At 70.6% G+C, this 25901-nt stretch carries 25 protein-coding genes; 12 read left to right on the plus strand and 13 right to left on the minus strand.

What is annotated here, in order from left to right; all coding sequences use genetic code 11:
• Positions 1 to 9 precede the first annotated feature (9 nt).
• The 5 genes from ACFOY2_RS14150 to ACFOY2_RS14170 are packed head-to-tail and all read right to left on the minus strand — an operon-like array spanning position 10 to position 5863.
• Positions 10 to 999 (minus strand): LacI family DNA-binding transcriptional regulator, encoded by a 990-nt coding sequence (locus ACFOY2_RS14150; RefSeq protein ID WP_379528436.1) that lies wholly within the window; start codon positions 997 to 999, stop codon positions 10 to 12.
• Positions 996 to 2735 carry a glycoside hydrolase family 36 protein gene (locus ACFOY2_RS14155; RefSeq protein WP_379528437.1) on the minus strand — a complete coding sequence of 580 codons (1740 nt, stop codon included), beginning with the start codon at positions 2733 to 2735 and terminating at the stop codon, positions 996 to 998. The genes ACFOY2_RS14150 and ACFOY2_RS14155 overlap by 4 nt, the downstream gene beginning before the upstream one ends.
• Positions 2732 to 3544 (minus strand): carbohydrate ABC transporter permease, encoded by an 813-nt coding sequence (locus tag ACFOY2_RS14160; RefSeq protein WP_379528438.1) that lies wholly within the window; start codon positions 3542 to 3544, stop codon positions 2732 to 2734. Before ACFOY2_RS14160 ends, ACFOY2_RS14155 begins: the two co-directional genes overlap by 4 nt.
• A 58-nt stretch (positions 3545 to 3602) precedes the next feature.
• Entirely contained in the window at positions 3603 to 4520 is a 918-nt protein-coding gene (locus ACFOY2_RS14165) for a carbohydrate ABC transporter permease (protein ID WP_379528439.1), read from the minus strand.
• The gene (locus ACFOY2_RS14170) at positions 4517 to 5863 is read right to left on the minus strand and encodes an ABC transporter substrate-binding protein (protein WP_379528440.1); all 1347 of its coding nucleotides are present in this window, start codon (positions 5861 to 5863) and stop codon (positions 4517 to 4519) included. The genes ACFOY2_RS14165 and ACFOY2_RS14170 overlap by 4 nt, the downstream gene beginning before the upstream one ends.
• Positions 5864 to 6069: 206 nt before the next feature.
• Here ACFOY2_RS14170 and ACFOY2_RS14175 point away from each other — a divergent pair, with 206 nt between their 5' ends.
• A complete protein-coding gene (locus tag ACFOY2_RS14175) occupies positions 6070 to 6369 on the plus strand; it encodes a hypothetical protein (protein ID WP_379528441.1) in 300 nt (99 codons plus the stop codon).
• 16 nt (positions 6370 to 6385) lie between these two features.
• On the opposite strand, the gene ACFOY2_RS14180 is transcribed toward ACFOY2_RS14175, so the two are convergent.
• The gene (locus ACFOY2_RS14180; RefSeq protein WP_379528442.1) at positions 6386 to 7117 is read right to left on the minus strand and encodes a Clp protease N-terminal domain-containing protein; all 732 of its coding nucleotides are present in this window, start codon (positions 7115 to 7117) and stop codon (positions 6386 to 6388) included.
• 64 nt (positions 7118 to 7181) lie between these two features.
• Between ACFOY2_RS14180 and ACFOY2_RS14185 the strand changes: the two genes are divergently transcribed.
• The 4 genes from ACFOY2_RS14185 to ACFOY2_RS14200 are packed head-to-tail and all read left to right on the plus strand — an operon-like array spanning position 7182 to position 11951.
• A complete protein-coding gene (locus tag ACFOY2_RS14185) occupies positions 7182 to 8834 on the plus strand; it encodes a serine hydrolase domain-containing protein (protein ID WP_379528443.1) in 1653 nt (550 codons plus the stop codon).
• Positions 8831 to 10027 carry an AAA family ATPase gene (locus tag ACFOY2_RS14190; RefSeq protein WP_379528444.1) on the plus strand — a complete coding sequence of 399 codons (1197 nt, stop codon included), beginning with the start codon at positions 8831 to 8833 and terminating at the stop codon, positions 10025 to 10027. Before ACFOY2_RS14185 ends, ACFOY2_RS14190 begins: the two co-directional genes overlap by 4 nt.
• Positions 10028 to 10035: 8 nt before the next feature.
• Positions 10036 to 11214, plus strand: a complete 1179-nt coding sequence (locus ACFOY2_RS14195) for a vWA domain-containing protein (protein WP_379528445.1) — start codon at positions 10036 to 10038, stop codon at positions 11212 to 11214.
• On the plus strand, positions 11211 to 11951 hold the full coding sequence (locus tag ACFOY2_RS14200; protein WP_379528446.1) for a hypothetical protein: 741 nt from the start codon (positions 11211 to 11213) through the stop codon (positions 11949 to 11951). The genes ACFOY2_RS14195 and ACFOY2_RS14200 overlap by 4 nt, the downstream gene beginning before the upstream one ends.
• Positions 11952 to 11967: 16 nt before the next feature.
• Here the strand turns inward: ACFOY2_RS14200 and ACFOY2_RS14205 are convergent, their stop codons facing one another.
• The 4 genes from ACFOY2_RS14205 to ACFOY2_RS14220 all read right to left on the minus strand — a co-directional run bounded on the left by ACFOY2_RS14205 (position 11968) and on the right by ACFOY2_RS14220 (position 14436).
• Complete coding sequence (locus tag ACFOY2_RS14205) at positions 11968 to 12471, minus strand: NUDIX hydrolase (protein WP_379528447.1); 504 nt, start codon at positions 12469 to 12471, stop codon at positions 11968 to 11970.
• 131 nt (positions 12472 to 12602) lie between these two features.
• The gene (locus ACFOY2_RS14210) at positions 12603 to 13127 is read right to left on the minus strand and encodes a hypothetical protein (RefSeq protein ID WP_379528448.1); all 525 of its coding nucleotides are present in this window, start codon (positions 13125 to 13127) and stop codon (positions 12603 to 12605) included.
• Positions 13128 to 13294: 167 nt separating this feature from the next.
• Positions 13295 to 13888 (minus strand): hypothetical protein, encoded by a 594-nt coding sequence (locus ACFOY2_RS14215; protein ID WP_379528449.1) that lies wholly within the window; start codon positions 13886 to 13888, stop codon positions 13295 to 13297.
• Positions 13888 to 14436, minus strand: coding sequence for an RNA polymerase sigma factor (locus ACFOY2_RS14220; RefSeq protein WP_379528450.1), 549 nt, complete (start codon positions 14434 to 14436; stop codon positions 13888 to 13890). The genes ACFOY2_RS14215 and ACFOY2_RS14220 overlap by 1 nt, the downstream gene beginning before the upstream one ends.
• Positions 14437 to 14616: 180 nt before the next feature.
• Between ACFOY2_RS14220 and ACFOY2_RS14225 the strand changes: the two genes are divergently transcribed.
• The 6 genes from ACFOY2_RS14225 to ACFOY2_RS14250 all read left to right on the plus strand — a co-directional run bounded on the left by ACFOY2_RS14225 (position 14617) and on the right by ACFOY2_RS14250 (position 22230).
• On the plus strand, positions 14617 to 15558 hold the full coding sequence (locus ACFOY2_RS14225; RefSeq protein ID WP_379528451.1) for a ParB/RepB/Spo0J family partition protein: 942 nt from the start codon (positions 14617 to 14619) through the stop codon (positions 15556 to 15558).
• Between the two features lie 211 nt (positions 15559 to 15769).
• On the plus strand, positions 15770 to 15925 hold the full coding sequence (locus tag ACFOY2_RS14230; RefSeq protein WP_379528452.1) for a hypothetical protein: 156 nt from the start codon (positions 15770 to 15772) through the stop codon (positions 15923 to 15925).
• Positions 15926 to 15994: 69 nt separating this feature from the next.
• A complete protein-coding gene (locus ACFOY2_RS14235; RefSeq protein WP_379528453.1) occupies positions 15995 to 18436 on the plus strand; it encodes a DUF4135 domain-containing protein in 2442 nt (813 codons plus the stop codon).
• A complete protein-coding gene (locus ACFOY2_RS14240) occupies positions 18433 to 19689 on the plus strand; it encodes a hypothetical protein (RefSeq protein ID WP_379528454.1) in 1257 nt (418 codons plus the stop codon). The genes ACFOY2_RS14235 and ACFOY2_RS14240 overlap by 4 nt, the downstream gene beginning before the upstream one ends.
• On the plus strand, positions 19686 to 20897 hold the full coding sequence (locus ACFOY2_RS14245; RefSeq protein ID WP_379528455.1) for a JmjC domain-containing protein: 1212 nt from the start codon (positions 19686 to 19688) through the stop codon (positions 20895 to 20897). Before ACFOY2_RS14240 ends, ACFOY2_RS14245 begins: the two co-directional genes overlap by 4 nt.
• A complete protein-coding gene (locus ACFOY2_RS14250; RefSeq protein WP_379528456.1) occupies positions 20869 to 22230 on the plus strand; it encodes a lanthionine synthetase C family protein in 1362 nt (453 codons plus the stop codon). Before ACFOY2_RS14245 ends, ACFOY2_RS14250 begins: the two co-directional genes overlap by 29 nt.
• A gap of 6 nt (positions 22231 to 22236) precedes the next feature.
• On the opposite strand, the gene ACFOY2_RS14255 is transcribed toward ACFOY2_RS14250, so the two are convergent.
• Together ACFOY2_RS14255 and ACFOY2_RS14260 are read right to left on the minus strand one after the other, a co-directional pair.
• Positions 22237 to 23310, minus strand: coding sequence for a hypothetical protein (locus ACFOY2_RS14255; protein ID WP_379528457.1), 1074 nt, complete (start codon positions 23308 to 23310; stop codon positions 22237 to 22239).
• Between the two features lie 88 nt (positions 23311 to 23398).
• Positions 23399 to 24397, minus strand: a complete 999-nt coding sequence (locus ACFOY2_RS14260; protein ID WP_379528458.1) for an aldo/keto reductase — start codon at positions 24395 to 24397, stop codon at positions 23399 to 23401.
• 125 nt (positions 24398 to 24522) lie between these two features.
• Between ACFOY2_RS14260 and ACFOY2_RS14265 the strand changes: the two genes are divergently transcribed.
• Entirely contained in the window at positions 24523 to 25374 is an 852-nt protein-coding gene (locus ACFOY2_RS14265; protein WP_379528459.1) for a helix-turn-helix transcriptional regulator, read from the plus strand.
• Between the two features lie 5 nt (positions 25375 to 25379).
• Here the strand turns inward: ACFOY2_RS14265 and ACFOY2_RS14270 are convergent, their stop codons facing one another.
• Positions 25380 to 25844: an NUDIX domain-containing protein gene (locus ACFOY2_RS14270; protein ID WP_379528460.1), complete on the minus strand. Its 465-nt coding sequence runs from the start codon at positions 25842 to 25844 to the stop codon at positions 25380 to 25382.
• Between the last annotated feature and the right edge of the window lie 57 nt (positions 25845 to 25901).

The following is a 25901-nucleotide window of genomic DNA, read 5'->3' on the forward strand; positions in this document are numbered from 1 at the left end:
TAGGCGGGCTCAGCGCGGCGGCGCCGTGGACCCGCGTACCACCAGCTCCGGGCTGAACAGCAGCTCGCCCTTCGGCACCTCGCGATTGCCCACCAGCGCGATGACGCTCCGCGCCACCTCCTTGGCCAGCCGGTCGAGCGGCTGGCGCACGGTGGTCAACGGCGGGTCCACGAACTCCATGATCATCGACCCGTCGTGCCCCACGATGGAGACGTCGCCGGGCACGGTGAGCCCGGCCCTGCGGACCGCCCTGATCGCGCCGAGCGCCATGAAGTCGCTGGCCGCCACCACCGCGGTCGCATCGTGCCGGAGCAACTCGGCGGTTGCCGATTGGCCGCCCTCGATCGTGTAGTGCTGCCTGACCACCAGCGAACCTGTGTCGGTCACGCCCCTGCGCGCCATCGCGGCCCTGAACCCCTCGGCCCGCCGATCCGCCGGCCGGTTTCCTGTGGGGCCCGAGGCCAGGCCAATCCTGCGGTGGCCCAGCGCCCAGAGGTGATCGACGGCCAGTTCGGCCGACAGGTGGTCGTCGGTCGACAGCACCGGCATGTCGTGTCGCTCGAAACCGCCGTTGACCCCCACGAACGGGATGCGCCGCGCGGCCAGCATGTCGTAGGTCTCGGGATCGGCGTCTTCGAGGGTGTTGCTGGCCGAGAGGAACACCACCGCGGCCACGCCATGCTCGGCCAGCGCGGTCACGAACTCACGCTCTTGGATGCCGCCCGGCAGCGCCGGGCAGAGCACGCCCTTGAGCCCGTGGGGCGCCAGCGCGGCCTCGATGAGCTCGGCCACGTCGGTGAAGAACGGGCTGGACAGCCCCGGCGTGATCACCGCGACGAGCTGGCCGCGGGTCGAGCGCTCGTAGCCGAGCTCGGCCATGGCACGCTCCACGACCTCGCGGGTCTTGGCCGACACCCCGGCGCGCCGGTTGACGACCCGGCTGACCGTGGCCTCGCTCACCTCGGCCCTGGCCGCCACCTCGGTGATGCCGATCTTCACTGCGCAACCTCCAGCTCGGCCAGCCCGGACGGCGGAACGTCCAGCACGCACAGACCCGGCCCCAGCCGCCGCTCCGACGCCTCGATCCTAGAGCCGTCCGCGCGGAAGGCCCGTGCCACGCTGAGGGTCGCGCCGCCGACCTCCAGCACCAGCCGGTCCGAGGCGGTGCCGTTGACGACGGTGACCTTCCGGAACCGCGCGGCGTCGATCGAGACCACGCGGTCGGCGGTCACACTGATCACGCACTCCTCGCCGAGCGCGGCGCTCACGACGGGGTAGAGCTCGTCCGGGCGGCCGGGCTCCACCTCGCCGTCCAGCAGCACTGGCCGCAACTCGCGCCAGCGTGCCAGCCAGAACGCCACCATGCGCCGGTGCTCGCCGGACAACTCGCCCAGCCTGGCCGAAATCTGCGGCACGGAGTGCAGCGCTCCGATCAGCTGGCGGGCGGCCGTGTGCGCCGGCGCCGCCGGGTCCCACATGAGCATGTCGGCGTGTACGGCCCCGGCCCCGGCCAGGAAGGCGATGTCGATGGTCCGCACCCGGTTGGCGACCGCGTCGGCCGGGCAGTCGGTGGCCCGCAACATGTTGCAGAAGGGCGTCATGCCCGGCCCCACGTACGGCTGGCGGAACTCGATCAGCGCGCCTGGCCGGATCGCCTCGATCTCCGCGACCAGCTCGGCCAGCAGCGCCCGCATGGCCGTGCCCACGTCGGCGATGTCCCCGGGCGAGGGCGTGCCGGCGTGGACCATCGCCTGGTCCAGGAAGTCGATCTTCAGCCCGTCGAGCCCGTAGTTCCTGACGAGCCTGGCGCAGGTCTCCACCACGTGCGCCCGCACCTGCGGGATTCGCGGATCGAGCGCGTGCGCGCCGGGCACGGCCCACTCCTTCGACGCGTACGCGGACAGGGCGGGGAAACACTCGGCCTCCGGGCCGAGCAGCAGCGGGGCGACCCAGACGACGTACTCCAGCCCCATGTCCCGTACTCGGGCAACATGCCCGGCGAAATCCGGAAATTTCGATGTATCGGGTCGCCAGTCCCCCACGCCCCGGTAACCGCGGCCGTTGCCCAGTTCCTGCCAGCCGTCGTCCAGGATGATCGTCCCGCAGCCGAGCCCGGCCGCCAGCGCCGCCTCAGCCTCCACGGCGGTCGCCTCGACCGCCTGGCTGAAGCCGTACCAGGTCGAGTAGACCGGGGTCCGCGCGCCCTCCGGCGCGCTCGGCCCTTCCGCCAGCGCGCCGCGCAGCGCGCGCATCGCGGTCGCGACGGTCGGCGAGGTGCGGGCGAAGACCATCCGGTACGGCGAGCCGCCCGCGGGCACCCGCAGGTGCACCACGAACGTCTTGTTCTCCTCGGAGACGCCGTACCGCATGGTGGTCTCGGGCACCGGGTCCAGCGCGGCGAAGGCCAGCATGGAGGCGCCGCGGCTGTCGTACAGGCAGGCGGCCACCGCGCCGCTCACCAGTGAGACGCTCGCCAGCCCCGCCCAGTCGGCGACGAGGGTGCGCGTCCACTGGGCGTCCGGGTGCCAGAAGCCGACCGCGTCGCCGAGCGGGACCGACAACCTGATCTCCAGCTCGCCGGTGGAGTGGATCTCCAGCAGCTCGGTGCCACCGGGCTGGACGGTCAGCTCCCAGCCCGCGGTGGCGCCGGGGGTGTGCGTCAGGACGGCCAGCCGTACATCGTCGAGCAGATGCTCAGTGGGCGCGGGCGCGAGCCCGGCGGTCGTGACGCTCACTCTTTCACAGCTCCCGCGAGAAGTCCGGAGACGAAATGTCGTTGCAGCGCAAGGAACAGGATCGCCATCGGGATGGCGGCGACGGCCGTACCCGCGAGGATCGCGCCGTAGTCGGTGTCGTTGGCGCCCTGCATGGAGGCTATGGCCAGCGGGATCGTGTAGGCGTCACGCGTGCGCAGCGCGATGAGCGGCCAGACGAAGTCGTTCCACTGGTAGAGGAAGAGGTAGATGCCGAGCGCCGCGAGCGCGGGCCGCATCGGCGGCAGCACCACGCGCCAGAACAGCCGCAACTCGCCGCAACCGTCGACGCGCCCGGCGGAGAGCAATTCGTCGGGCAGCGCGGACATCGACTGCCGCATCAGGAAGATCCCGAACGGCAACGCCAGGTTGGGCAGGACGATCGCCTGGTAGGTGTTGAGCCAGTCCAGCGCCAGCATCATCTTGAACAGCGGCACCAGCGTCACCTGGCTGGGGATGACCAGGCCCAGCATCAGCAGCCCGAACATCAGCTCCTTGCCGCGGAAGGTGTACTTCGCGAAGCCGTACCCGGCCATCGTGCAGACCAGCCCGGCGAGCAGCGTGTAGATCGTGGCGATCAGCGTGGAGTTGGCCACGACCCTGCCGAAGCCGACGGCCGACTCCAGCGAAGCCAGGTTGTCCATCAGGTTCCCGCCGGGCAACAGCGGCGGCGGGCTGCCGAACACCTCGGCCGTGCTGTGTGTGCTCGCGACGACCAGCCAGTAGAACGGCGCCAGAACCACGGTGACCATGATCAGCAGCGACGAGGTCAGCATCGTTTTGCGCATCATGAACCCTCCTTCGTCGGGCCCATGTTTCCCTGCTCACTGATGACCTCGACAAGCTCGGTCATGTGCGGTCCCCCAGGAAGCGGAACTGAACGATGCCGAGAATCCCGATGATCACGGCGAGTGCGTAGCCGATGGCCGAGGCGTATCCGAAGTCGAAGAACTTGAAACCGTTGTTGTACAGGTACAGGCCGAGGGTCAACGTGCTGTTATCGGGGCCGCCGTTGGTCATGATGTACGGCTCGTCGAAGAGTTGCAGCGTGCCGATCGTGGACATGACCAGCGTGAGCAGGATGACGGGGCGCAGCCCTGGCAGCGTGACGTGCCTGAAGCGGCCCCAGGCGCCGGCCCCGTCCACGGCGGCGGCGTCGTAGTGGTCCTGGGGCAGCGCCTGCAGCCGCGACAGGTAGATCACCGCGTTGTAGCCCGTGTAGTGCCAGGTCAGGGCGAGGCCGATGGCGACCCGAGCCCACAGCGTGTCGGTCAGCCACGGGATCGGGGCCACGCCGGCCAGCCCGAGCACCCAGTTGACCAGGCCGAACTGCGGGTTGAGCAGCACCGCGAAGAGCAGTCCGTACGCGACCAGGCCGGTGATCATGGGCATGAAGAAGCCGAGCCTGATGAAGCCCTTGAACCTGAGCAGCGAGGAGTTGAGCGCGACCGCCAACCCGATCGCCAGCGCCAGCATGACCGGCACCTGGACCAGCAGGATGACCGTGGTGTTGCCCAGCGCGGTCCAGAACAGCGGGTCGCCGGCCAGGCGCTGGTAGTTCGCCGCCCCGGCGAAGGTCTGCAGCGCGCCGTCGGTTCTGAACAGGCTCAGCCAGAACGACCAGGCGATCGGATAGAGCTTGAAGATGGCGAACAGGGCTATTGCGGGGAGTACGAACAGGTAGGGGGCGAGCTTCTTGCCCGTCCACCGGCGGGAGGGCGGGCGCCGGGGCACCGTGGCGGCGGCCCGCTCGGTGACGGCGGTCATCGCAGGACCTTACGGCCCGTCTGCTGGGCGATGAGGTCGGCGGCCTCCTTGAGCACGGCGGCCGGGTCGGCGCCCTTGAGCAGCACCTTGGTCTGGGCGTCGGTGACGGCCTTGAGCGCTCGGGGGTAGTCGGCGGAGTAGTTGGTCACGTAGGAGGGGCTCTTGAGCGCGTCGAAGAAGACCTCGCCCTTCTTCTGCCCGCTGAAGAAGGCGGACTCCTCGTGGAAGATCGGGTCGTCGTACGCCGACATGAGGGCGGGCGCGATGCCCTTGCCCTTGTAGATGGCGACTTGGCTCTCCGGCCGGGTGAGCACGTACTCGGCGAAGGCGTAGGCGGCCTCCCTGACCTTGCTGGTGCCCGCCACGGCCAGGTGCGTGGAGTTGACGGTGGCGGATACCTTGCCGCCCGCGGTGACGGCGGGCGGGAGCCGGACCTTCCATTTGCCCTTCTGGTCGGGCGCGTTCTCCTCGACGATGCCTCCGAACCAGGTGGGCATGGACTGGACCGCCACCGAGCCCTTCTTGATCGTGCTGATCATGGTGTTCCAGCCGCCCGACATGTCGGCTACCAGGCCGGCGTCGTTGAGCTTCTTGATGATCGTCATGGCGGTGATCGCCTGCGGCGTGTCGAGCGTGACGTTGCCCTGCATGTCGAAGTAGAAGCTGTCCTGGAGCTGGATCAGCATCTGGAAGAAGTTCGCGGAGTCGGCCTGCGAGGCGGGCTTGTCGATGGCGAGCAGCTGGACGCCGGTCTTCTCCTTGAGCTTGATCCCGGCTTCGATGACCTCGTCCCAGGTCTGCAGCGCCTCGACGTCCACTCCCGCCTGCTCGAACAGGTCGGCCCGGTAGTAGAAGCCGGCCGAGTTCGCCTCCCAGGGCAGCGCGTAGACCTTGCCGTCCCTGCTGACGGTCTCCCACATGCCCTGGGCGAACTTGGCCTTGTGCTGGTCGGCGCCGAGCGGTACCAGGTCGGCCAGCCCGCCGGGGAACTTCTCGATGTAGGAGGGCAGGTAGTCGACGCCGATGTGCAGGACGTCGCCGAGCCCTTGGCCGCCCGCGGCCATCCCAGTGGTGATCTTGTCCCAGATGGCCGGGTTGCCGATGTCCTGGACATCGACCTTGATGCCGGGGTACGCCTGCTGGAAGCCGGGCACGAGCTCCTTCATCATCGCGGCCGGACCCTGCCAGCTCCACACGGTGACGTTGCCGGTCGCGGCGGTGCCGGTCGGGCCTGACGGAGCCGGGGCCGCGGCAGTGCCTCCCCCTCCGCAGGCGGAAAGCGCGGATCCACCAACTGCCAGCGCGCTGAGCTGGAGGAATCGGCGTCGGTCGAGGTTGGCCATGATCGAACTCCCGGGGGATGCGGAGGCGGCCTGATGCCGCGAGACATTACCTCCGCGTTCCCTCGACTTGCAATATCTCAACGAAAACTTTCAGCTCTTCACCGAAAGTTGGCTGCAAACCATTGACGCACGAGTGCTAGATGGCTGAAATGTGAGCAAATCCAACATGTATCCTCAAAATCCCTCATCTCCCCAGAGGAGCGGTGGTGGGACGTGTTCGAACTCGTGGCCTCCCGGCCGTCGCCCTGCTTGCCGTGCCCCTGACCGGCCTGCCCGCCGCCGCCGACTCGGCGCCCGTCGGCGTCACGCTCTCGGCGGAGACCACCACGCTGCCGCTCGACGGCACCACCTCGCTGAAGGTGGAGGGCAGGAATGCCGACGGCACCCCGGCCGATCTGACCGGCGCGTCCGACTCCGGCGGGGCCGTGACCTTCTCCGGCGGCGTGACCAGCCGAAACGTCGAGGGCGGCGCGAGCACCGCGAGATCGTCGTGCGCCACCCCCTGATCCGCAGCGGAGGCCGCTATGCCTCGCGGGCGCGGAGGAAGGCGTCGATGGCCGCGCGGACGGCGTCCCTGGTCGGTTCGAGGGTCAGCCCGTGATCGCGCAGAACGTCCCCGACCACGCCCGACCGGTCGCGCAGGAGGCCGAGGAGCATGTGCTCGGTGCCGATGTAGTTGTGCCTGAGCTCGGCGGTCTCGGCCAGCGCCGCCGACAACCCGCGCCGGGCGTCGGTCCCGACCGCGACGGCCGCCGGCGCCTCGGACCCGGCGGGCAACCGTTCCTCGAGGCTGGCCCGGAGCCTGGCCGGATCGACGCCCTGGGCGCTGATCGCCTTCACGGCGAGCGTGTCAGGGTCGTCGAGAATGGCGAGGAGTATGTGGCCGGCCCCGATGGCGGGCTGGCGCAACCGCCGGGCGTGTTCCTCGGCCCGTTCGAGCGCGGTCTTGGCGCGGCCGGTGTAGCGCTCGAACGCCCCCGCTGTGGCGAGGTCGCCGACGGTGAGGCTGGACCACCGTCGCCCGTAACGCTGCTGGGCCGCCTGGCGGCTGATGCCGAGCCGGTCGCCGATGTCGGACCATGAGCAGCCCTCCGCCCTGGCCAGCTCGACGAGGTAGCCCAGCAGCCGGTCGCCGACGCCCTGCAGGTCGGCGAGCACGCCTTCGGCCTCGGTGAGCCTGGTCAGCGGGTCGGCGCCAGGACCGCGCGCGTCGACGATCAGCAGCAGCTCGGCGAGATCGGGAAGCTCAGGCACCCCACCATTATGCCTGTCAACGAATGCCTTGACACTTTCAGATTGTCAATGCCAGCCTTGACGCATGAACATCGACTCGCTGGCAGAGGCACTCGACGGGCTCGTGCCGGAGATCATGGATCACTGCGGGACGCCGGGATTGTCCATCGCGGTGGGCGTCGGCAGGGAGGTGGCGCTGACCCGGGCGTACGGACTCGCCGACCTCGCCACCGGCCGCCCGATGACGACCGACACGGTCGGCCCGACCGGCTCGGACGCCAAGCCCTACACCGGCGTGGCCGCCATGCAGCTCGTCGAACGCGGCCTGATCGGGCTGGACGTTCCGGTCAACGACCACCTGGACGGGCTGCGCATCGACAACCCGCACGGCCCGCGCCCGATCACACTGCGCGACCTGCTGACCCATCACAGCGGCCTGGGCACCAGCATGGGCAACTGGGACCGGGTGCCGCCCGCGCCCCTGGGCGAACACCTGCGACGGGTGTTCGCGGCCGGACGTTCCGACGCCTACGGCGGGGCCGTCCTGCCGTTCTGGGCCGGGCCCGTGGGCGCGGGCTACCAGTACAGCAACCTCGGGATCGCCGTGGTGGGCCTTCTCGTCGAACAGCTCAACCCCGACCGGGTGCCGTTCTCCGAGTGGGTGCGACGGCACGTCTTCGCCCCCTTGGCGATGGACTCGACCTGCTTTCCCCCGGCGCAGCACCCCGACTTCGTCCCCGCCGAGCTGCTGCAGCGCCGGTCGGTCGGGTACGCGACGCTGCCCGGGTTCCGGTTCCCGCTGCCGGCGCTGTACCCCGGCGACTACCCGGCCGGATCCGCGCTGACCACGCCCGGCGACCACGCCCGGTTCATCCTCGCGCTGCTCAACGGGGGCCACCTCGACTCCGGCGCCATCCTCCGCCCGGACACGGCCCAGCAGATGATCACACCGCAGGCCGCCGGCGGCGACCGTCTGGGGCAGCGCGCGAAGACGTCGGTCGGGCTGGTGTTCAACGTGTTCGACGAGCACATCGGCCACGGCGGCGAGTACCTGTGGGGCTGGAGCCACTTCACCCGCGGCTGGCCAGGGCACGGCGTGTCGCTGGTGATCTCCGCGAACCAGTACGACCTCGGCGACTTCGGGCTGTCCGAACGCCCCAGCCATCTCGCCGCCCGCTTGGTCGCCGAAACCGTCACCGCCTGGGTGCGCGGCCTCGACCCCCGCCCACGCCACACCCCGGCGGCCGCCCGAGGCTACCTGGCCGGAATGCTGATCGGCGACCGGCTCACCACCCGGCTCGGCATCCCCACCCCACCCTCGGCCGAGGAGATCGCGCACATCGCCCGCACCGCGATCGTGGACGTCCCATGGGAGGCCGAAGTGTTCCGGCAAGCGGTCCCCCAGGTCCGGCTCCCTGCCGCTCGCGACGACACCGCCGCGACAGCCTTTTCCGGCACCGCCGCCACTCCCCGCAACACCGCCACGGCCCTTTCCGGCACCGCTGCCCCTCCCGGCGACACCGCCACGGGTCTGAACGAGAGCCCGGCCACCGCATCCGGCAGGGCCGCCACGGCCGTCTCGCCCCGTGACACCGCCGCCCTGCGGGACAAGGCCGCCGCCGTCCTGGGCGAGGGCGTCGCCGCCGTGCTGCGTGAACTGCCCGCACACCAGCTGGCCCTGGTACGGCGGCAACTCGGCGTACCCGGCTTCGGTGCCATGGCAGGCGTGGACGGATGAGCATGGACAGTCAGGTGGTGCTCGAAGCGCTGTCGATCGCGGTGTCGGCGGGCGTGCCGACGCTGCTGTGGGGCAGCCCTGGCACCGGCAAGACCTCCGCCGTGGTCGCCCTGGCCGAGTCGCTGAACTGGCCGATCGAGGTGGTGATCGGCTCGATCAGGGAGCCGAGCGACTTCGCCGGCCTGCCGGTGATCTCCGACGGCGCCGTACGGCTGGCCCCGCCGGCGTGGGCCCAGCGGCTCGTCTCCGCAGGCCACGGCCTGCTGTTCCTGGACGAGCTGACCACCGCTCCCCCGGCGGTCCAGGCGGCGATGCTGCGCGTGGTGCTCGAACGCGTGGTCGGCGACGTACGGCTGCCCGACAAGGTGCACGTGGTCGCCGCCGCCAACCCTCCGCAGGAGGCGGCCGACGGCTGGGAGCTGGCGCCGCCGCTGGCCAACCGGCTCGTCCATCTCACCTGGCCGGTCGACGGCAGGCAGATCGCCCGCGGCCTGACCATGGGCTTTCCCCTCCCACCGCTGTCGGCGTTCGAGCGTCCCCCGACGCCGGAGCACGCCGCCGCGGCCCGAGCGTCCGTGGCGGCGTTCCTGGAAGTCAGACCGGCGCTGGCCCTGCACGTCCCGAACGGCGCAGCACCCGGCCCGAACGGCCAAGGTTCGCACGGACCGGATGACGCGACGGCGGATCAGAGTGTGCCAAGGGTAGGCGGGACGGCGGTCAGGCTGGACGGGGCGGCGGCCGGACTGGGGTGGCCCAGTCCGCGTTCGTGGGAGGCGGCGGCCAGGTTGATCGCCGCCTGCTCGGCCGTCGAGGCTTCACCTGACGTCCTGGCCGTGCTGGTGGCCGGTGCCGTCGGCGAGGGCGCGGCCCTGGAGTTCCTGTCGTGGCGGGAGCATCTGGACCTGCCCGACCCCATGACCGTGCTCCAGAACCCGGACGCGTTCGAACTTCCGGGCCGAGGCGACCGGGCGTTCGCCGTGCTCACCTCGGTCGTGAGCGTCACCGTCGCGGCGGGCGACGCGGACCTGTGGCAGGCCGCGTGGCGGGTGATCGCCAAGGCCGCCCGTACCGCGCCCGACGTCGCCACTCTGGCCGCCAGAACGCTGGCCGCCCACCGGCCCGCCGGCGCCCGCATCCCCGAGGCGCTGCTGGAGCTGGCCCCGATCCTGCGTGCCGCCGGGCTCATCGCGTAGGGGCCGGCATGCTGGACACGTTCCCTCCCGACCTGCGCGGGAAGTGGGCGGCGGCCCGCGTCTGGGCCGCCCACCAGGCCCCCTACCTGGCCCACGCGCTGCTCGCCCTGCACCCCGTCGCCGTCGACCGCGACGGGCTGAGCCGCTTCCCCGCCGACACCCGCTGGCACGTCCACGTGAGCCCTCATGAGCTCGACCGCCAAAGCGTGCGGGAGGTGGGGTTCTGGCTGGTCCACCAACTGACCCATCTGCTGCGTGAACACGCCCGCCGCTGCCCGGCCACCCACTGGAACGACGACCGGCGGCGCTGGAACCTGGCCGCCGACGCGGAGATCAACGACGACCTCGCCTTCGGCGCACTTCCCCCGCAAGCGGCCACCCCCAAACGGCTGGGGCTGCCGGACGGCGGCACCGCCGAGCAGTACTGGGCCGCACTGCCGAACCTCGACCACACCGAACTTCTCGACGGCGACTGCGGCAGCGCGTGCGACGGTCTGCCCCGCGTCTGGGACCACGCCGGCCCCGGCCTGTCCCGTACCGGCGCCCGGCTCACCGCGCTCGACACCGCCAGACGCATCCGCGAACACCATCGCCTGCGCGACGACCTCCCGGCAGGCTGGCTCCGCTGGGCCGACCACGTTCTCGAACCGACCGTGAACTGGCGAAGGCGCCTGTCGGCGAGCATCCGCCGCGGCGTCGCGGACGTCGCGGGACGCGTCGACTTCACCTACCGGCGTCCCTCGCGCCGGTCCGCCGCCCTGCCGCACCTCGTCCTGCCCAGCCTGCGCCGTCCGCTGCCCTCGGTGGCGCTGCTGATCGACACCTCAGGTTCGGTGAGCGACGCCATGCTGGCCCAGGCGGTGGCCGAGACCGCCGGGGTGCTGCGGGCCGTCGGCGTCGGCCGAGGGCTGGTCAAGGTCATCTCGTGCGACGCCCGGGCCTACCGCGCCCAGTCCCTCGCCCGGATCTCGGACCTGCGGCTGGGCGGGGGCGGGGGCACGGACCTGCGTACGGGGTTCGCCGCGGCCCTGGCGCTGCGTCCACCGCCCGACCTGATCATCGTCCTCACCGACGGCCTCACCCCTTGGCCGGACCGCCCGCCCAGGACCCGGGTGATCATCGCCCTGCTCGCCGCCGCCCAGACGCCTCCGTGGGCGGACACCGTACTCATTGGAGCCGCATCATGACGTTCGACCCGAACCCGTACCTGGCCGCGGGGATACCGCAGGACGAGGCCCGCCGCTGGTGGCGCTGGCGCCTGAGCGCCGAACAGGCACGTGCCTGGCGCCGCGCGGGGGTGACGGACCCGGCCCTGGCCGTGCAGTGGGCGACCGCCGGCATCACCCCCGAGACGGTCGGCGCCTGCCACGTGGCGGGGCTCTCGGCGGCCGAGGCTCTTCTGTGGCACGAGTACGAGTTCGAGCTCGACGACGCACTCACGTACCGCAAACAGAGCCTTACTCCCGACCAGGCTTTCGACCTCGTCCACGGCCGCGAACCCGGCTCGCGCGACGACCCGTTCGGCAGCCTGATGGCCTTCACCGGCGGCGGCGAGCCCCAGGACCCGACGCAGCGCTTCCTCGCCCGAGCCGGCCGCGCCGACGCCCTGGTCGTGTACGGCTACATCAAGGAGAGCTGGACCGACGACGAGGCCGGCGCGTGGGCCGGGCACAACATCGACGCCGCCACCGCGCGCATGTGGAAGGAGCTCGGCCTGCGGCCCTCCGAGGCGGCGCGGCACGTGCGGCGCGGCCTCGGCCCGATGGCGGTGGCACGGGCATGGTGGCAGGCGGGCATCCCATTCGAAGAGACGGCGTCATGGGCCGGCGCCGGCCTCACCCCCGCCGAGGCGGCCGGCGAACGCGCCAGAGGCGTCACCGCCGAACAGGCGGAGGCTCTGCGCGCCCTGCGCTTCGACTCCTGACCTGCGCTGAAGCGCCTCACACGTCCAGGGCGAGCGGCTCGGACGGCAGCCGCCCGTTCGCGTTCACCACGTCGGCGAGCAGGCCGGGCAGCCCGGGCGGCCGCAGGGTGGCCTCGGTCGCCGCCAGCTCGGCCTGCGACCACCAGCGGTGCTCGATGATCGCGTCGCCTTCCCCGGGTTGCAGATGATCGCGGCTGACGGCTGCGTCGTCGCGGACCCGTGCCAGGAAGTACCGCTCGTGCATGTGCACGGGCTCGCCCGACCAGTGCACGTTCCTGTCGCGGGTCCACAGGCAGGGCCCCCAGTCCACGCCGCTGAGACCGGTCTCTTCGAACAGCTCACGGCGGGCGGCATCGAGAAAGCTCTCACCCGGTTCGAGACCGCCACCCGGCATGATCCAGCACAACTCGGGCGTAGGCTGCCCGGGCACGACGATGGCGCCGTCGTTCCTGACCTGGATCATGAGAACCCGCTCATCGCGGTCCAGCAGCACGATTCGAGCACCTTGTCGGGTTCGCACGCGTGCGCTCCTTCCTCGTATGAGTTCCAAGGAGGAGTATCACCTTGAGAACGCCCTCATGACACCCGCTGAAGCCCTCCACGAGAGAAGGGGCCCCGGAACCCCTCTCAGCTACGATCGTCCCGCCGCCGCTAGGGGCGGACTTCGACTACCTGCTGCATTTTCCAGAGGATATTCGAGTCACTGGACCAGCCGGCCAGATCGAGCTCGTTCTCGCCCCAGTAAGCGTCCCTCAGAAACTTGCTCTTCTCCGCGTTGAAGAGATAATAACTGTCACGCCAGGCCCTGTTGTCCCAATGCCTGCTCGTCCAGTCCTCGCAGTTCCCCGACGTCACCGGGTTCGTCCCGATCAGACATTTCCCGGTCCACCTGTTCTTGAGCAGCCGGTAATCACTGTTCCACTCGCTTCTTATCCAGTGCCACTGCCCGGCCTGACCTTTGTCATCGCAGGACACCGAGCGGATCGCGCCGCTTTGGTAGGTGGCCAGGCATTCACCAGTTTCTTCGTTCACGAACGCCCAGTAGAGGATCGCGGACGCGTCCACCTCGTCGTCAGCCGAGGTGGCAGCCGCGGCGGGGCCCGTACCCATGATCGCCACGGTCGCAGCGGCGGCAAAAGCGGCCAGCACCTTCGTTCTGTATCGCCTGAATCCCACGCACGTTCTCCTCTGGCTGGTTGGGAGCGGGGCGACGGCGGAGAGCGCCGGATCCCCGCGCCCAAGCGTGCCAATTGATGCGCGCGATGTCGTTAGCCGGCGGTGCACAGGATTTTGACCATCCGTCCACTGCGGCGTTCGCCTGTCGGAGTGGATTCCTTGCCGGATCAGCCTCCGCCGCGCAGCTCATAGTCAGCATCGACGACGCCGCATGGCTTGACCTTGCCCGCGATCAGCAGCCCACGGAACGCCAGGTCTACTCGTGGAAACTTGGGCCCCAAGCCATTCTTTTCGGTGATCTCCATCACCAGGGTCTGGTCGTCGCCGATGTACTGGGGGTGGATGGCGACCTCGTCATCGTTGACCAGCTCGGCCACCTTGCGGTGAACGGACTTCGCCCACGCCTCGGGCCCCATGCCCATCTTGCCCTCGACGAGCCGGCCCCTGTCAGGCCCGCAGGTCTTTCCCGGCCTGCGATAGGTGATGTCGGCGGGAATGCCCAGCTTGCCGAGGTCCTGCTGCAGCTTGTCGGCGTCCCTGAACTCCTTGATCAGCACGCTGACCGTGCCATCGGTGTTCTTGGTCACCGCGTACGCCGGTCTCTCCGTACCGGTCAGCAGCGGTACCGCGATCGCCGCCGCGGCGGCGAGCCCCACCACCGCCGCCCCCACGGACATGCGGCGGACAGCGCGGCGCCGGCGCTCCGCCCGCGCGGCGAATTCGACTTTCAGATCCATCAGCAACTGCTCCTCGAAACTCATTAGCCGGTTCCTTCCATGACGAGGGGCAGTTCCTTGAGCGTTCGGCGAGCGCGGTGCAGCCTGACCATGGCGGTCCCCGACCGAATGCCCAGGGTGCTCGCGGCTTCCGTGACCGTCAACTGGTCGAGGGCGACCAGCTCCAGTACGGCGCGTTCCCCCTCAGGTAAATCGGCCATGGCCTGAAAGGCCCGCCGGGCAGGCCGCTCCGCGTCGATGCGCTCCTCCAGCCGGGCGATGTCATCACTGTCGAGCGGCCGCCGTCTGCTCACGCGGTCGGTCAGCTGGGATTCCCTCAACGTCCTGCGCCGTTCGGCCGAGAGCGTGTTGCGTGCCACTCCGTACAGCCACGCGACCTCGCTGCCCCGTCCCGGCCGGTAGGTGTGCGCGGACTCCATCACCGCGAGGAACACATCCGCCACAAGGTCCGCGACCGCATGGGGGTCATCGATCCGGCGGGCGAGGAATCGCGTGATGCCCTCGACGTTCCGCCGGTAGAAGGCCTCGAACGCCACGGAGTCCGTGGCGAACTCCGCCTGTTTGCGACGCACCGGCCATGCTCCCTTCGTCGTTCTACACCCATACTTGGTACGAAGCGACGAAAGCCTTACAGACGGACAGCTACCCACGCGCCTCGCGCCGCCCAGAGCAGGCGATCAGCGCCGTTTCAGCGATATTTCAACGTCGGCCACTATCGTCCGCTCACATCGACGCAAACGTTAGGGACGTGCATGCGTGAGGGTGTGAGCAACGCCGCCGCGGCGGACGTCGTCCCCTATGGAGGAGTACATGAAGTCTCCATAGAGGCGCTGCTGCCCGCGGACTCGCCTCGGTCGGACGGAATCGACGAGGAGCATGTCGGCAGGCTGATGGAATGCCTGACCGAATTGCCGCCGATATGGGTGCACCGGCCGACGATGCGGGTCATCGACGGCATGCACCGCCTGCACGCCGCGACCCGCGCGAGGTGCGCCACGATCGCGGCGCGCTTCTTCGACGGCGACGAGGAGGAAGCCTTCGCCCATGCGGTCGAACTCAACGTCAAGCACGGTCTCCATCTGTCGCTCGCCGATCGTAAGTCGGCGGCGCTCAGGATTCTTGGGGCGTTCCCTGCGTCGTCTGACAGGGGGATAGCCAAGAAGGCCGGCCTGTCGGACAAGACCGTGGCCGCGATTCGCCGCAGCATCGGGGATCCCTCGCGGCATGACACCCGCGTCGGCCAGGACGGGCACCGCTACCCCGTGGCCGCCGCCCAGCGCCGGGACCGGGTCGCGCAGATCATCTCCGAGCGTCCCAGCGCGTCCCTTCGCGTCATCGCCGCCGCCGCCGGCGTTTCCCCGGGAACCGTCAGCAAGGTCCGCAAGCAGCTCGAGACCGTGCCCGTGCGGGAGCCGGCCTTCCTCGTCAGACGGGGCGCCGAGTCACCGGACCCGGTGACGGTGATGGAGAAGCTGCGCCGCGATCCCGCGCTGCGCGACAAAGAGGCAGGGCGCCAGTTACTTCGATGGCTTTCCCGCCATGTTCCCGATGCCGACGAGGCACCGGATCTCAGCGCTCTCCCGCCGCACTGTCTGGCAGCCGTGGCTCAACTGGCGCAGCAGGCGGCGCAGTCATGGCTTGCTCTGGCGCACGACATCGAGGCGATGGTGCACGAATCCGAACTGGCTCCGTAGGGCGTCCGGGCATGTCGCCGTTCAGGTGCGGAGATTCCGCGCCCGAACACCCGTGGCGCGTCACTCAGAGCATGAGACCCGAAATACCTACGTCAGTCAAGGATGCACACAATCGCCACTTCTTTGCCGAGAATCGCAGTCCCTTGACAAGGTCATTTCCCCTAGTTGTACTGAATGTCGGATTTGTCACTCCGTGCGGAAAGGGATGGTCATGGAGAAGGGTCAGGTCAGGTCGGACCAGAGCGTCGACGAAATCTTCGATCTGGTGATCGGCGATCTGGAGAAGGAGATTCCGCCGCTCGCGTCACCGACGAACTCGGGCAGCGGCACCGCCTGCGGTACGTGCGCAGGCGTCTACTGCTGCTGATGCGTTCCGGGTGGTGCCGCTGACGGCGGCGCCACCCGGATGGGCCTCGCGACGAGTTGGGAGGAAGCTTTGTCGGATACGCCGGCGGACGTCGAGCCGCTCTGGGAACTGCGTCCCCCAACCGGCGACGCCGATCAGGACGCCGTCCTACCGCCGGTAGCACGGCGCATGGTCGCCGCGGTCCGCGAGGGCACGGCGGGCGGGCTGTTCCCCCCTGTCGTCACGGCCGGCCCGGAGGGGACGGTCAAGGTCGACCGGCTGCTCGGTGGCGCGGCGGACGCGCGGATGCTCGCGCACGCCCTCGAAGACCGGCGGTTCACGCCGCTGCTGGCGTTATTGGAGCGGTTGGACGCCTGGTGTGTTTCCGCCACCCGGCGATATTCGACGGTCCTCGCCGATGGCGTGCTGGACGTCACCAACGCCGAGGTCTTCGGTCCTGTGGTGTCCGAGGCGTTCGTGGCCTGCGCCACCGGACGAGCGCACTACGCCCGCGACCGAGTGGCGGAGTGGGCGGCGCGCTGCGAGGCGTTCCTGACGCTTTTCCTTGACCGGTTGCTGCGCGACATGAACACCTGCTGGCCCGAGAACCCGGCCTTCCACGGCCCGGTCGTCGGGTTGTGGACACACGGCGAGGAAACCCACAACGGCCGGCAACGGGTGTTGCGGCTGGACTGCGCCGGCGGTGGCCGGGTCGCCTACAAGCCGCGTCCGGCCTCCGGCGAGTTGCTGTTCACCGCGTGCGGAGGCGAAGGAACGCCCGCATCGGTGTTCGACCTGCTCAACAACGCGCCCGCGGCGTCAGGCGAGGTCCGGCTGCCGGTGCTTTCGTGCTGGTCCGGCGCGGAACAGGGTTACCTGTGGCAGGAATGGATCGAGCCGCCCGCGCAGTGGGGGCCCATCCGCACGTCCGGGGAGTGGCGCCTGACCGGCACCCGGCTCGCCCCTCGGGAGGCGGCGCGGTTCTGGCACAGAACCGGCTCGCTGGCCGCCGCGATGTTCGCCTTCGGGATCACCGACATGATCGGCGGCAACGTGGTGACCGGGAGCAGGCCCGGCGAGAGTGAGCCGCTGCTGTATCCGATCGATCTGGAGATCTACTTCTGCCGGGTTCCCCGCCTCTATGACACGGGCCTGCTGTACGACCCGACCGCCGAGGTCGAGCAGCACCACGTCGGCCTGGAGAGCACCCCGCGGTGGTGCAGCGCCGAGGGCCCGCCGGTGTGCTGGCGCGCGGAGCCGACAGGGGCGCTGCGTCTTTACCGCCGCCGCCGGTCCTACGCCAGGGACGAGACCAGGACCGTCGTCGCGGACACAGAAGGACGGTCCGGGTACGGTCCCTACCTGCCGGCGATGCTGCGTGGCATGTTCGACGCCTGGACCCTGATGTGCCGGCAGCGGCCGGCGATCCGGCGGTTCCTGTCGACGGCCGCCGCCGGCCACTACGTCCGGGTGTTGCGGCAGCCCACGTTCCGGTACTTCGACGCACTGGTGCCACGCTGGCTGTCCGGCGGCGGCGCCGCGCCGGTTCCCGCCGAGCCGGACGTGCGCTTCGACCGGGCGGAACTCGACCAGCTTCGACGCATGGACGTGCCCTACTTCGTCCGTTCGCTGGACGGCGGGCCGGTGCTGCGGGTCGAGCCGCCGCCGCGGCCGTTCGAGACGGCCCGGGTCGCGGCCCGGCCGGAGCCGGAGGGCGGCTGGCCCCCGCTGCGGGAACTGCTCGACGGCGCCAACCTCGAACTCGCCGGTCTCGGAGTGGCGCTTCGGGACGCGGTGGAGCACGTGTTCGACGAGGTGACGGAGCACGTCGTCACGGACGAGTCGCTGGGCGTGCGGCTGCACCTGCAGAGTCCCGCCGAGGGCCAGGTCGGCTTCGACTGGCCGGAGGTGGGCAGGCGCATCACCTACCTCTGGACCCAGGAGAGGGTACGGCTGCGCATCGACGCGCTGGACGCGCCGGAGGTCCCGGTCGAGCCGGCGCCCGCCGGGGAGATCCGGCGCCGGCTGCTGCGGCTGGACCGGCTCGACGGTGCCATCCGGATGCCGTGGGCGGCTGGCGGCATGGCCGACGACGCCGCAGAACGCCGCCTGCGCACCCTGACCGACGCCGGCATCGCCTGGCTGTCCGAGGTCGTGGCCGACCATGGGTGGCCGGGCCACAGGATGGTCGGCGCGGCGGCCGCCGCCGCGGCCAGCCGCCTCGTGCAGCACGCGCGAGAGCACCTGGACTTTCGCCGCCACTGCCTCGAACTGATGCGGCAGGCGGCGGCGGGCGGCGACCTCCCGTGGCGTGAGGTCGCGTACCTGACCGACGAACTCCGCCTCGCCGACGGGCTCCCCCAGGTGTACGGGACGAAGTTCGAGCCCGTGGCGGGAAAGCTGGTGCCATGCCCGATCGAGGACCCGGACGAGGTGAACCACCGCCGCGCCGCGATGGGCATGGAGCCACTCGCGGACTACACGGACCGGATTCGGCAGCGGTATCCCCTGACGGGGAGGGAAGCATCATGACGACACTGATCCACCAGGCGCGGCAGGCGCCAGGCGACGTCGACTGGGCGCTGTTCGCGCAGCGCTACTGGGACGACCAGCCCACCCGGCTACGCGCCCGGCCACCGGTCGGCCTCGACCAGGTCCACGCCCTGACCGTCCAGTCGTGCGCCCCGTTCCGCGCCGGCACCCGGTTCTGGGTGATGCCCGACGTGCGGCTCCTGGTCGGCGACGGCTGGCTGCGCGCGCCCGGCACGCGGCTTCCCGACACCACCGACCTGACCCTGGACGACTACCTCGACCGGCTGGACGCCGACACGTCCGGGCGGGGCTACCTGCTCACCGTGCGGCAGCCGTTGCTCCTGGACTTCGCGATGTGGTCCGCGGTGCGTGAGGCGATCCGCGGGCTGTGGCGGGCGGTCGGCTGGCCGAACCTCCCGGTGCTCGCCGAGGTGCTGATCGGCGACCGGTTCACCCAGCACGTCGGCGCGGCCGAGGCGCCGACCCACGCGGCGCTGACCTGGGTGCTGCGCGGGCGGATGGACGTGCGGCTGTGGGACGAGCGCCACGGTCCCCCACCCTCCGCGATCGCCGACCCGGACCACGACCTGGACGGTGTGCGGACCATGAGCGCCGACGCCGGAGAGCTGCTGTACTGGCCGGGCGACCAGCGGCACGTGGACACCTACCGCGAACGGTGTGTGGCGCTGCGCCTGCGGATTCCGACCGAACGGCGGCTGCCGTTCACGGCCTTGCGGGATCTGCTCGCCGATCTGGTGCACGGCCGGCAGGGCAACGACGAGACCGTGCCGTACTTCCCGTTCGGTCCCGGGTCCCGCGTCGACGAGCAGGGCGGCGTGCTGCCCCACCTGACCGGGCTCGGCGACGAGCTGCGCGCGGTCGTGGACGGCGAGCCACTACGCAGGATGCTGCGCGTGCGCTGGGCGGCGTTGCGTTCCGCGGGCGGTCTCGAACCGATTCCGGTGCCGCGCGAGGGCGTCCCGATGACCGGGCAGACCCGCGTCCGCCGGTCGAGCGAGATCGTCCGGATGCCCGACGGGCCCGATCACGAGGTGTGGGCGGTCAACGGGAACGTCTTCACCCTGCCGAGAGCCGCGGGCGAGCGGGTGTTCGCCGCACTCGGCGACGGCGAGGAGACCGATGTCGCCGAGGTGTGCCGTGCCATCGGCGGTGAGGAGAAGAGTGTGCTCGCGTTGCTGGACAAGCTGTACCGGCTGCGCGGCATCGACGTGATCGAGGTGCCCGCGCGATGACGCTGACGATCGAGAAGTCCTTCGACTGGGACACCTTCGTCGACCGGTTCTGGGACCAAAGACCCGTGTTGTACAAGAACATCGACAGCGTGGCGTTCGCCGAGGCGGAGGTGTTCGAGACCGCCGTGCTCGGCAGCCGGCCGCCGCATCCGCTCGCCGTCCCGGGGAATGTGCAGTTCCTCGTGCGGCGGCGGCAGCAGACGCGGCCACGCGACTACCTGCCGGAGCTGTCGGACCGTACGTTCGACGGCTACGAGCGGCGCATGGCCGAGCGGCTGCACGGGCAGCGTTACGCCCTCGTGGTGCACCGGTTCCACGCATTCTCCCACCCACTGTGGACACGCGCGCATCGGTTCTACGCCGGCCTCTGGGAGCGGGTCGGTCAGCCGACGCACACCGCGGGCTCCACGATGTTCCACGGCTCCTACGAGCACAGCCCGGTCGGCGTGCACCAGGATCGTTTCGCCACCTTCATGTTCTGCGTGCGCGGCAGCAAGCGGATGCGGTTCTGGGCCGAACGCCCCTGGTCGGAACCGGTGCACACGGTGCTGGACTACCAGCCGTACCTGGCGTCCTCGTTCGTCGCCGAGGTCGAGCCGGGCGACCTGCTGTACTGGCCGTCGCGGTATTACCACGTCGGGGAGAGCGCCGGCGACGCGCCTGCGACAAGTGTCAACGTGGGCATCCCGCGCCGCGAGCACCGGCCGTACTACGAGATCAAGGACCTGTTCCGTGGCACCCGGCCGGAGGCGTCCGCCCCGCTGTTCACCCCCGATGCCGGACCTGACGGGCGCCTGGCCGGTGAGTTGCCCACGGCCCTGGCCGACGCCGTGGACGCCTTCGCGGAACGTCTGAGCCGCGACCGGTTCGCCGAACGGGCCGCCGGCCTGGCCCTGCAGGTGAGAACGGCGGGTGGGTTCTGGCCGACCCAGGCTCCCGCCGGGCTTCGCCCGCTTGACGACGACACCCCCGTCCGCGCGTGCGCTCCCCTGCTGGCCGCGCCCGGCGACGGTGCCCGCAGGTGCGCCGCGAACGGCAACGTCACGTCCGGCACGATCACCGCCGAAACCCTCGCGGTGCTGGACCGGCTGAACGCCGGCGAGGTGGTGCGCGTCGCTGAACTGCCCGCGCCCCAGCGCGCGGAGGTCCGCCACCTGCTGCAGGAATTGGAGAGCTTCCGTGCCGTCACCCGCGCCGACACCGACTGACCGCTCCGGCTCGGCCGCGCCGGCCCACCGGCAGGCGGCCGCGAGGATCGTCGCCGAGATCGCGGACCGGCTGGCGGAGCCGCACCGGGTGGCCGAGATCGCGGGCGTGCCCGACAACCTCATGCGTTACCCGGGCAAGCCGCAACCGGTGTGGGATCCGCTGCTGCTCTCCGACGGTCACCCCGGAGTCGGCCTGCTGTTCGCGGAGCTGGCCGCGGGGGCGCCGGAACTGCGTGGCCGGGCGCACGCGCACCTGTCCGCGGCGCTCGGCAGCGGTATCCGGCTGCTGCCGCAGTCGTTGTTCGGCGGCATGGTGGCGCTCGCGTTCGCCGGGCACGCCGCGGCCACCGGATTCGGCGGCTACGCCACGATGCTGGACGGACTGGACCGGCACATCATCGACCACGTCCGGCAACGCGCGCGGGCCGACCGGGAGCGGGTGCGTGCCGGCGAGCCGGTCGGCGCGTGGGACCGCTACGACGTCCTGGGCGGCACCGCCGGGATCGGCCGCTACCTGCTGGCCCGCCACGAGTCGACGGCCGGGCAGGCGGCGGAGCTCGCGCTGATCGAGGTGCTGGAGTCGCTGGTGGCCGCGGCGACCGCGGACGACATCGCGCGCCACGGCACCCGGGTGCCCGTGTGGTGGGTCACCGACGGGCTGGAGCACGGGCTGGTCGAGCACGTCAACTTCGGTCTCGCCCACGGTGTCTGCGGGCCGCTCGCGCTCCTGTCCGTCGCCTGGCGGGCGGGGTTCCGGGTGGAGCGCCAGGACGAGGCCATCGAGCGGATCATGGCGTTGTTGTCCCGCTGGCGCACGACCGACGAGGCCGGTCCGCGCTGGCCGCACCTGATCACGCCGGCACACCTCGAAAGCGGGCAACCGCCGGAACGCGCACGTGACTCGTGGTGCTACGGCGCCGCGGGCGCGGCACGGGCCGTGTACCTGGCCGGGGCCGCGCTGGACCGTCCGGACTGGCGCGCCGACGCGCATGCCGCCCTTCGTGGCGCGCTGACCGTGGCGAGCGACGAGCTGATCTGCGACTCCGCGCTGTGTCACGGCTGGGCGGGGCTGCTGCAGATCGTGCTGCGCATGGCACACGACAGCGCCGACCCCGGCTACCACGCCATCGCCGACACGCTGGCGGCGCGGGTGGTGGACGGGTTCGACCCCGAGGCGCCGTTCGGTTACCGCTACCGCCACTCGCTCGCGGCGCGCGCCCTCGACCGTCCCGGCTTCCTGGAAGGAGCCGCGGGCATCGCCCTCGCCCTCCACACCTACGCCACGGGGGACGTACCGGCGACGTCATGGGACAGCGCCCTGCTGGTGAACTGACAACGGTCATACGCGGCCGCGTGTGACCGCCTTGGTTCGGGTTTCCAACGCGGTGTTGATCAACTTGAGGATGCCTCTGTGGGTGACGTGGGCAGCCAGCCGCGTCAGTTCGTCGACGGCCGTGTGGTGATCGATCCGGGAAAGGGCGAGAACGCCGGCGTTGGCGACCTTGGGGTTGCGCGGCCCGAGCGTGGGGACATTGCGCAGCGAGGTCTCGACGAGCGCACCAAGGGCCGTGGAGATGTCCGGGTGCGGGGGCAGGAACGACAGCAGCCAGGCGATCCCCCGCAGAGCGTTGGCGTTGAAGGGGTCGTAGGCGTAGTTGTAGTCAGGCCCGCTCCCGTCAATCTCCAAGAGCAGAGTTCGGGGACGGCCGACCAGGGTGAGCCACGGCAGCACGGTCACGCGCACCGCGTCGGCCCCCGTCTCGTCGAGCAGTCTCCTGCCCGCCTTCTCCCACCTGGCGGAGGGCTGGGCGGCGGTGGCAGTCGTCGCATGCGTCAGCAGTGGCCGCCAGGAGGCAGCGAGCCCCGGCAGTTCGACGAGTGCCCGCTCCGCCCACTCCTCACCCACGTTGAGGACTGGCTCGGTGAGCTGCTTCGCCACGGCACGGACGTCGGTGTCCCCGAAGCTGTCCAGGGCTGTCCGCCGGAATGCGGCGGCGACCGCCGGAGGCAGTTGCCGCCCGGCGGCGAGTTCGGCCTCGGCGAAGCTCACGAACCGCATGCCGTACACGAAGGAGTACTGCCCGCTCAGGGCGTCGAGCCTGCTGAGGCGTTCGCTTGAGAGCCCGTCGTCGGGCAGGCCATGGGAGGCAACGCTCAGCAAGGTCAGCGCGTTCAGACGGTCGGGAGAGTCCCCGGCGGCGGAGTGGTACCGGTCGGCCAGGGCTTTCGTCAGACGCTGCCGATCGTCGGCCGGCAGTTTCCGCAGAAAGTCGAAGGCCTCCCGCCAGGGCCGTATCCAGATGTCCAGGACACCGGTGGCCCACCTCAGCAGGTCATCGGCGAGTTCGGCCGGGGACCAGGCCGAGGACACCCGCCCGATCATGGTCTCGAACTCCTCGAAGTCCGCCATCATCCCCCCACCAGTGACCGTCACGTCGATGCGATGACAGTATGGCCCGGCACCGACAATTCCCCTTGCCTGCGATCGTTTGGTCGCGCGCTCAGTTGCCCACGCCGAGGTTGGACATGAACGCGGACGGGTATCGGTCGCCGCGGGCCGCGCCCGGCGGCACCGCCTTCTCGATCTCGGCGAGGTCGTCCGCGGTGAGGTTCAGCTCCATCGCGGGCAGCGCCTCGGCCAGCCGCCCTCGGGTGCGAGCGCCGACCAGCGGCACGATGTCCTCACCCTGCGCGGCAACCCAGGCGATGGCCAACTGGGCGACGGTGCGGCCCTTCGCCTCGGCGACCCGGCGCAGCGCCTCCACCAGGGCGAGGTTGTGTTCCACGTTGCCGCCGGAGAAGCGCGGGCCGAAGCCTCGGCTGTCGCCGGGGCCGGCGGTGTGGCCGGCGGTCCAGTGTCCGGAGATGAGGCCGCGGCCGAGGACGCCGTAGGCGGTCAGGCCGATGCCGAGCTCCCGCAGCGTGGGCAGGACGTCCGCCTCCACCGCGCGGGAGATCAGCGAGTACTCGATCTGCAGGTCGGCGATCGGGTGCACGGCGTGCGCCCGCCGGATCGTCGCCGCGTCGACCTCCGACAGGCCGATGTGCCGCACATATCCGGCGTCGATCATCTCCTTGATCGCGCCCACCGTCTCCTCGATCGGCACCGCCGGGTCCAGCCGGGCGGGACGGTAGATGTCGATGTGGTCGGTGCCCAGCCGGGTCAGCGAGTAGCCCAGAAAGTTCTTCACCGCCTCGGGACGGCTGTCGTGCCCGCCGAACTCAGGGCCCGGCCCCCGCAGCATGCCGAACTTGACGCTCAGCTTGTAGCTGTCGCGGTCCCGGCCGCGCAGCGCCTCGGCCAGCAGCAACTCGTTGTGGCCCATGGCGTAGAAGTCGCCGGTGTCGATCAGCGTGACGCCGCTCTCCAGCGCGGCGTGCACGGTGGCGATGCTCTCCGCCCGGTCGGCCGCGCCGTAAGCGCCCGACATGCCCATCGCACCCAGGCCCAGCGCGGAAACGGCCGGTCCTGTGCGGCCCAGGGTTCGCATCTGCATCATGTTCTCCCTCGTTCTCGATGCCGTCCCCCATCCTGCGCCCGGGCCCGGACGGGCGGGAGCGGAGCGTTCATCATGGGAGAGCCGCTCCCTGGCTCGGCTCGCCGGCCGCGAGGCAGGATGAAACCATGCAACGCGACCAACTCGCCGACTTCCTGCGCCGCCGCCGCGAGGCGATCCGCCCGGCCGAGGTGGGCCTCGCCGACGGCCCTCGCCGCCGCGCCATCGGCCTGCGCAGGGAAGAGGTGGCGATGCTCGCCGGCATGTCGGTGGACTACGTCGTACGCCTTGAGCAGGGCCGCAGCAGTCAGCCCTCGACGCAGTTGCTCGGCGCGCTGGCCCGGGCGTTGCGCCTGTCCGACGACGAGCGCGACCACCTGTTCCACCTGGCCGGCCACCGCCCGCCGCCCGCCGACGGGGTGGCCCGCCTGGCCCGCGCCGGCCTGATGCGCCTGCTCGACCTGCTCGGCGACACCCCGGCTCTGGTGCTGTCCGACCTGGGCGAGGTCCTGGCCAAGAACCGGGCGGCCATCCTGCTGACGGGCTACGACACCGGCCTGTCCGGCGACCGGCGCTACGTCGTCTACCGCTGGTTCACCGAGCCCGCCGCGCGCGCCCTTTGCCCGCCCGAGGATCAGGAGCATAGGGCCCGTCAGCTCGTGGCCGACCTGCGCGCGGCCGTCGGCCGCCGGTCCGGCGATCCCGAGGTCGCCGGGCTCGTCGACCGTTTGCAGGCCGCGAGCGCCGACTTCCGCCGGCTCTGGGCCGAGCACGAGGTGGCGGTCCGGCGCGCCGACCGCAAAACCTTTCTGCACCCTCGGGTCGGCCGCCTGGTGATGGACTGCGAGACCCTGGTCACCCCCGATCAGGGTCAGCAACTACTGGTGCACACCCCGGCGGACGCCGAGACCCGCGAGCGGCTGGAACTGCTGCGAGTACTCGGCATCGAAGAGTTCCCCACGGGGGCACCGACTCGGTGAGCCCGCTATGGCGTCCTTGGCAGATCCGCGCGGTGAATGCGCTGGTCGAGTTCCCAAAGCGCCGACTTGTCATCGTCGTAACGCAGCAACTCGTATGCGGCTTCGTATTTCAACCACCGCACGTCGTGATGCTCAGAGGAGAGCACTATCTTGCCCTGTTCTCGGGTGACATCCAGGGCGAAGAAGTGCTTGGGCACGATGTAGAGGTCATCGGGCCAGAACTTGGCGGCCGCGAAGCAACTCTTCTCTACTCCGCTTACCATGTCGAGCTTGAACAGCGGCCCTACCGCAGGCAGGCCGGCCTCCTCGGCGGCCTCGCGACGGGCTGCGGTCTCCAGATCCTCACCTTCCTCCACACCGCCGCTCACGCTCTGCCAATGGGAATCATCCGCTCTCTGGAAGATTGCGTATTCCGGCAGCCCTGCCGTGGTCCGGAAAAGAAAAACGAGCACGGTGAGGGGCTGGCGCATATGGCACGTCCATTCTCAGAGGCGATTTCTCCGTAGGCCGGGCGAAAGAACATCGCA

The organism is Nonomuraea purpurea, assembly GCF_042650645.1.
Classification (GTDB): domain Bacteria; phylum Actinomycetota; class Actinomycetes; order Streptosporangiales; family Streptosporangiaceae; genus Nonomuraea; species Nonomuraea purpurea.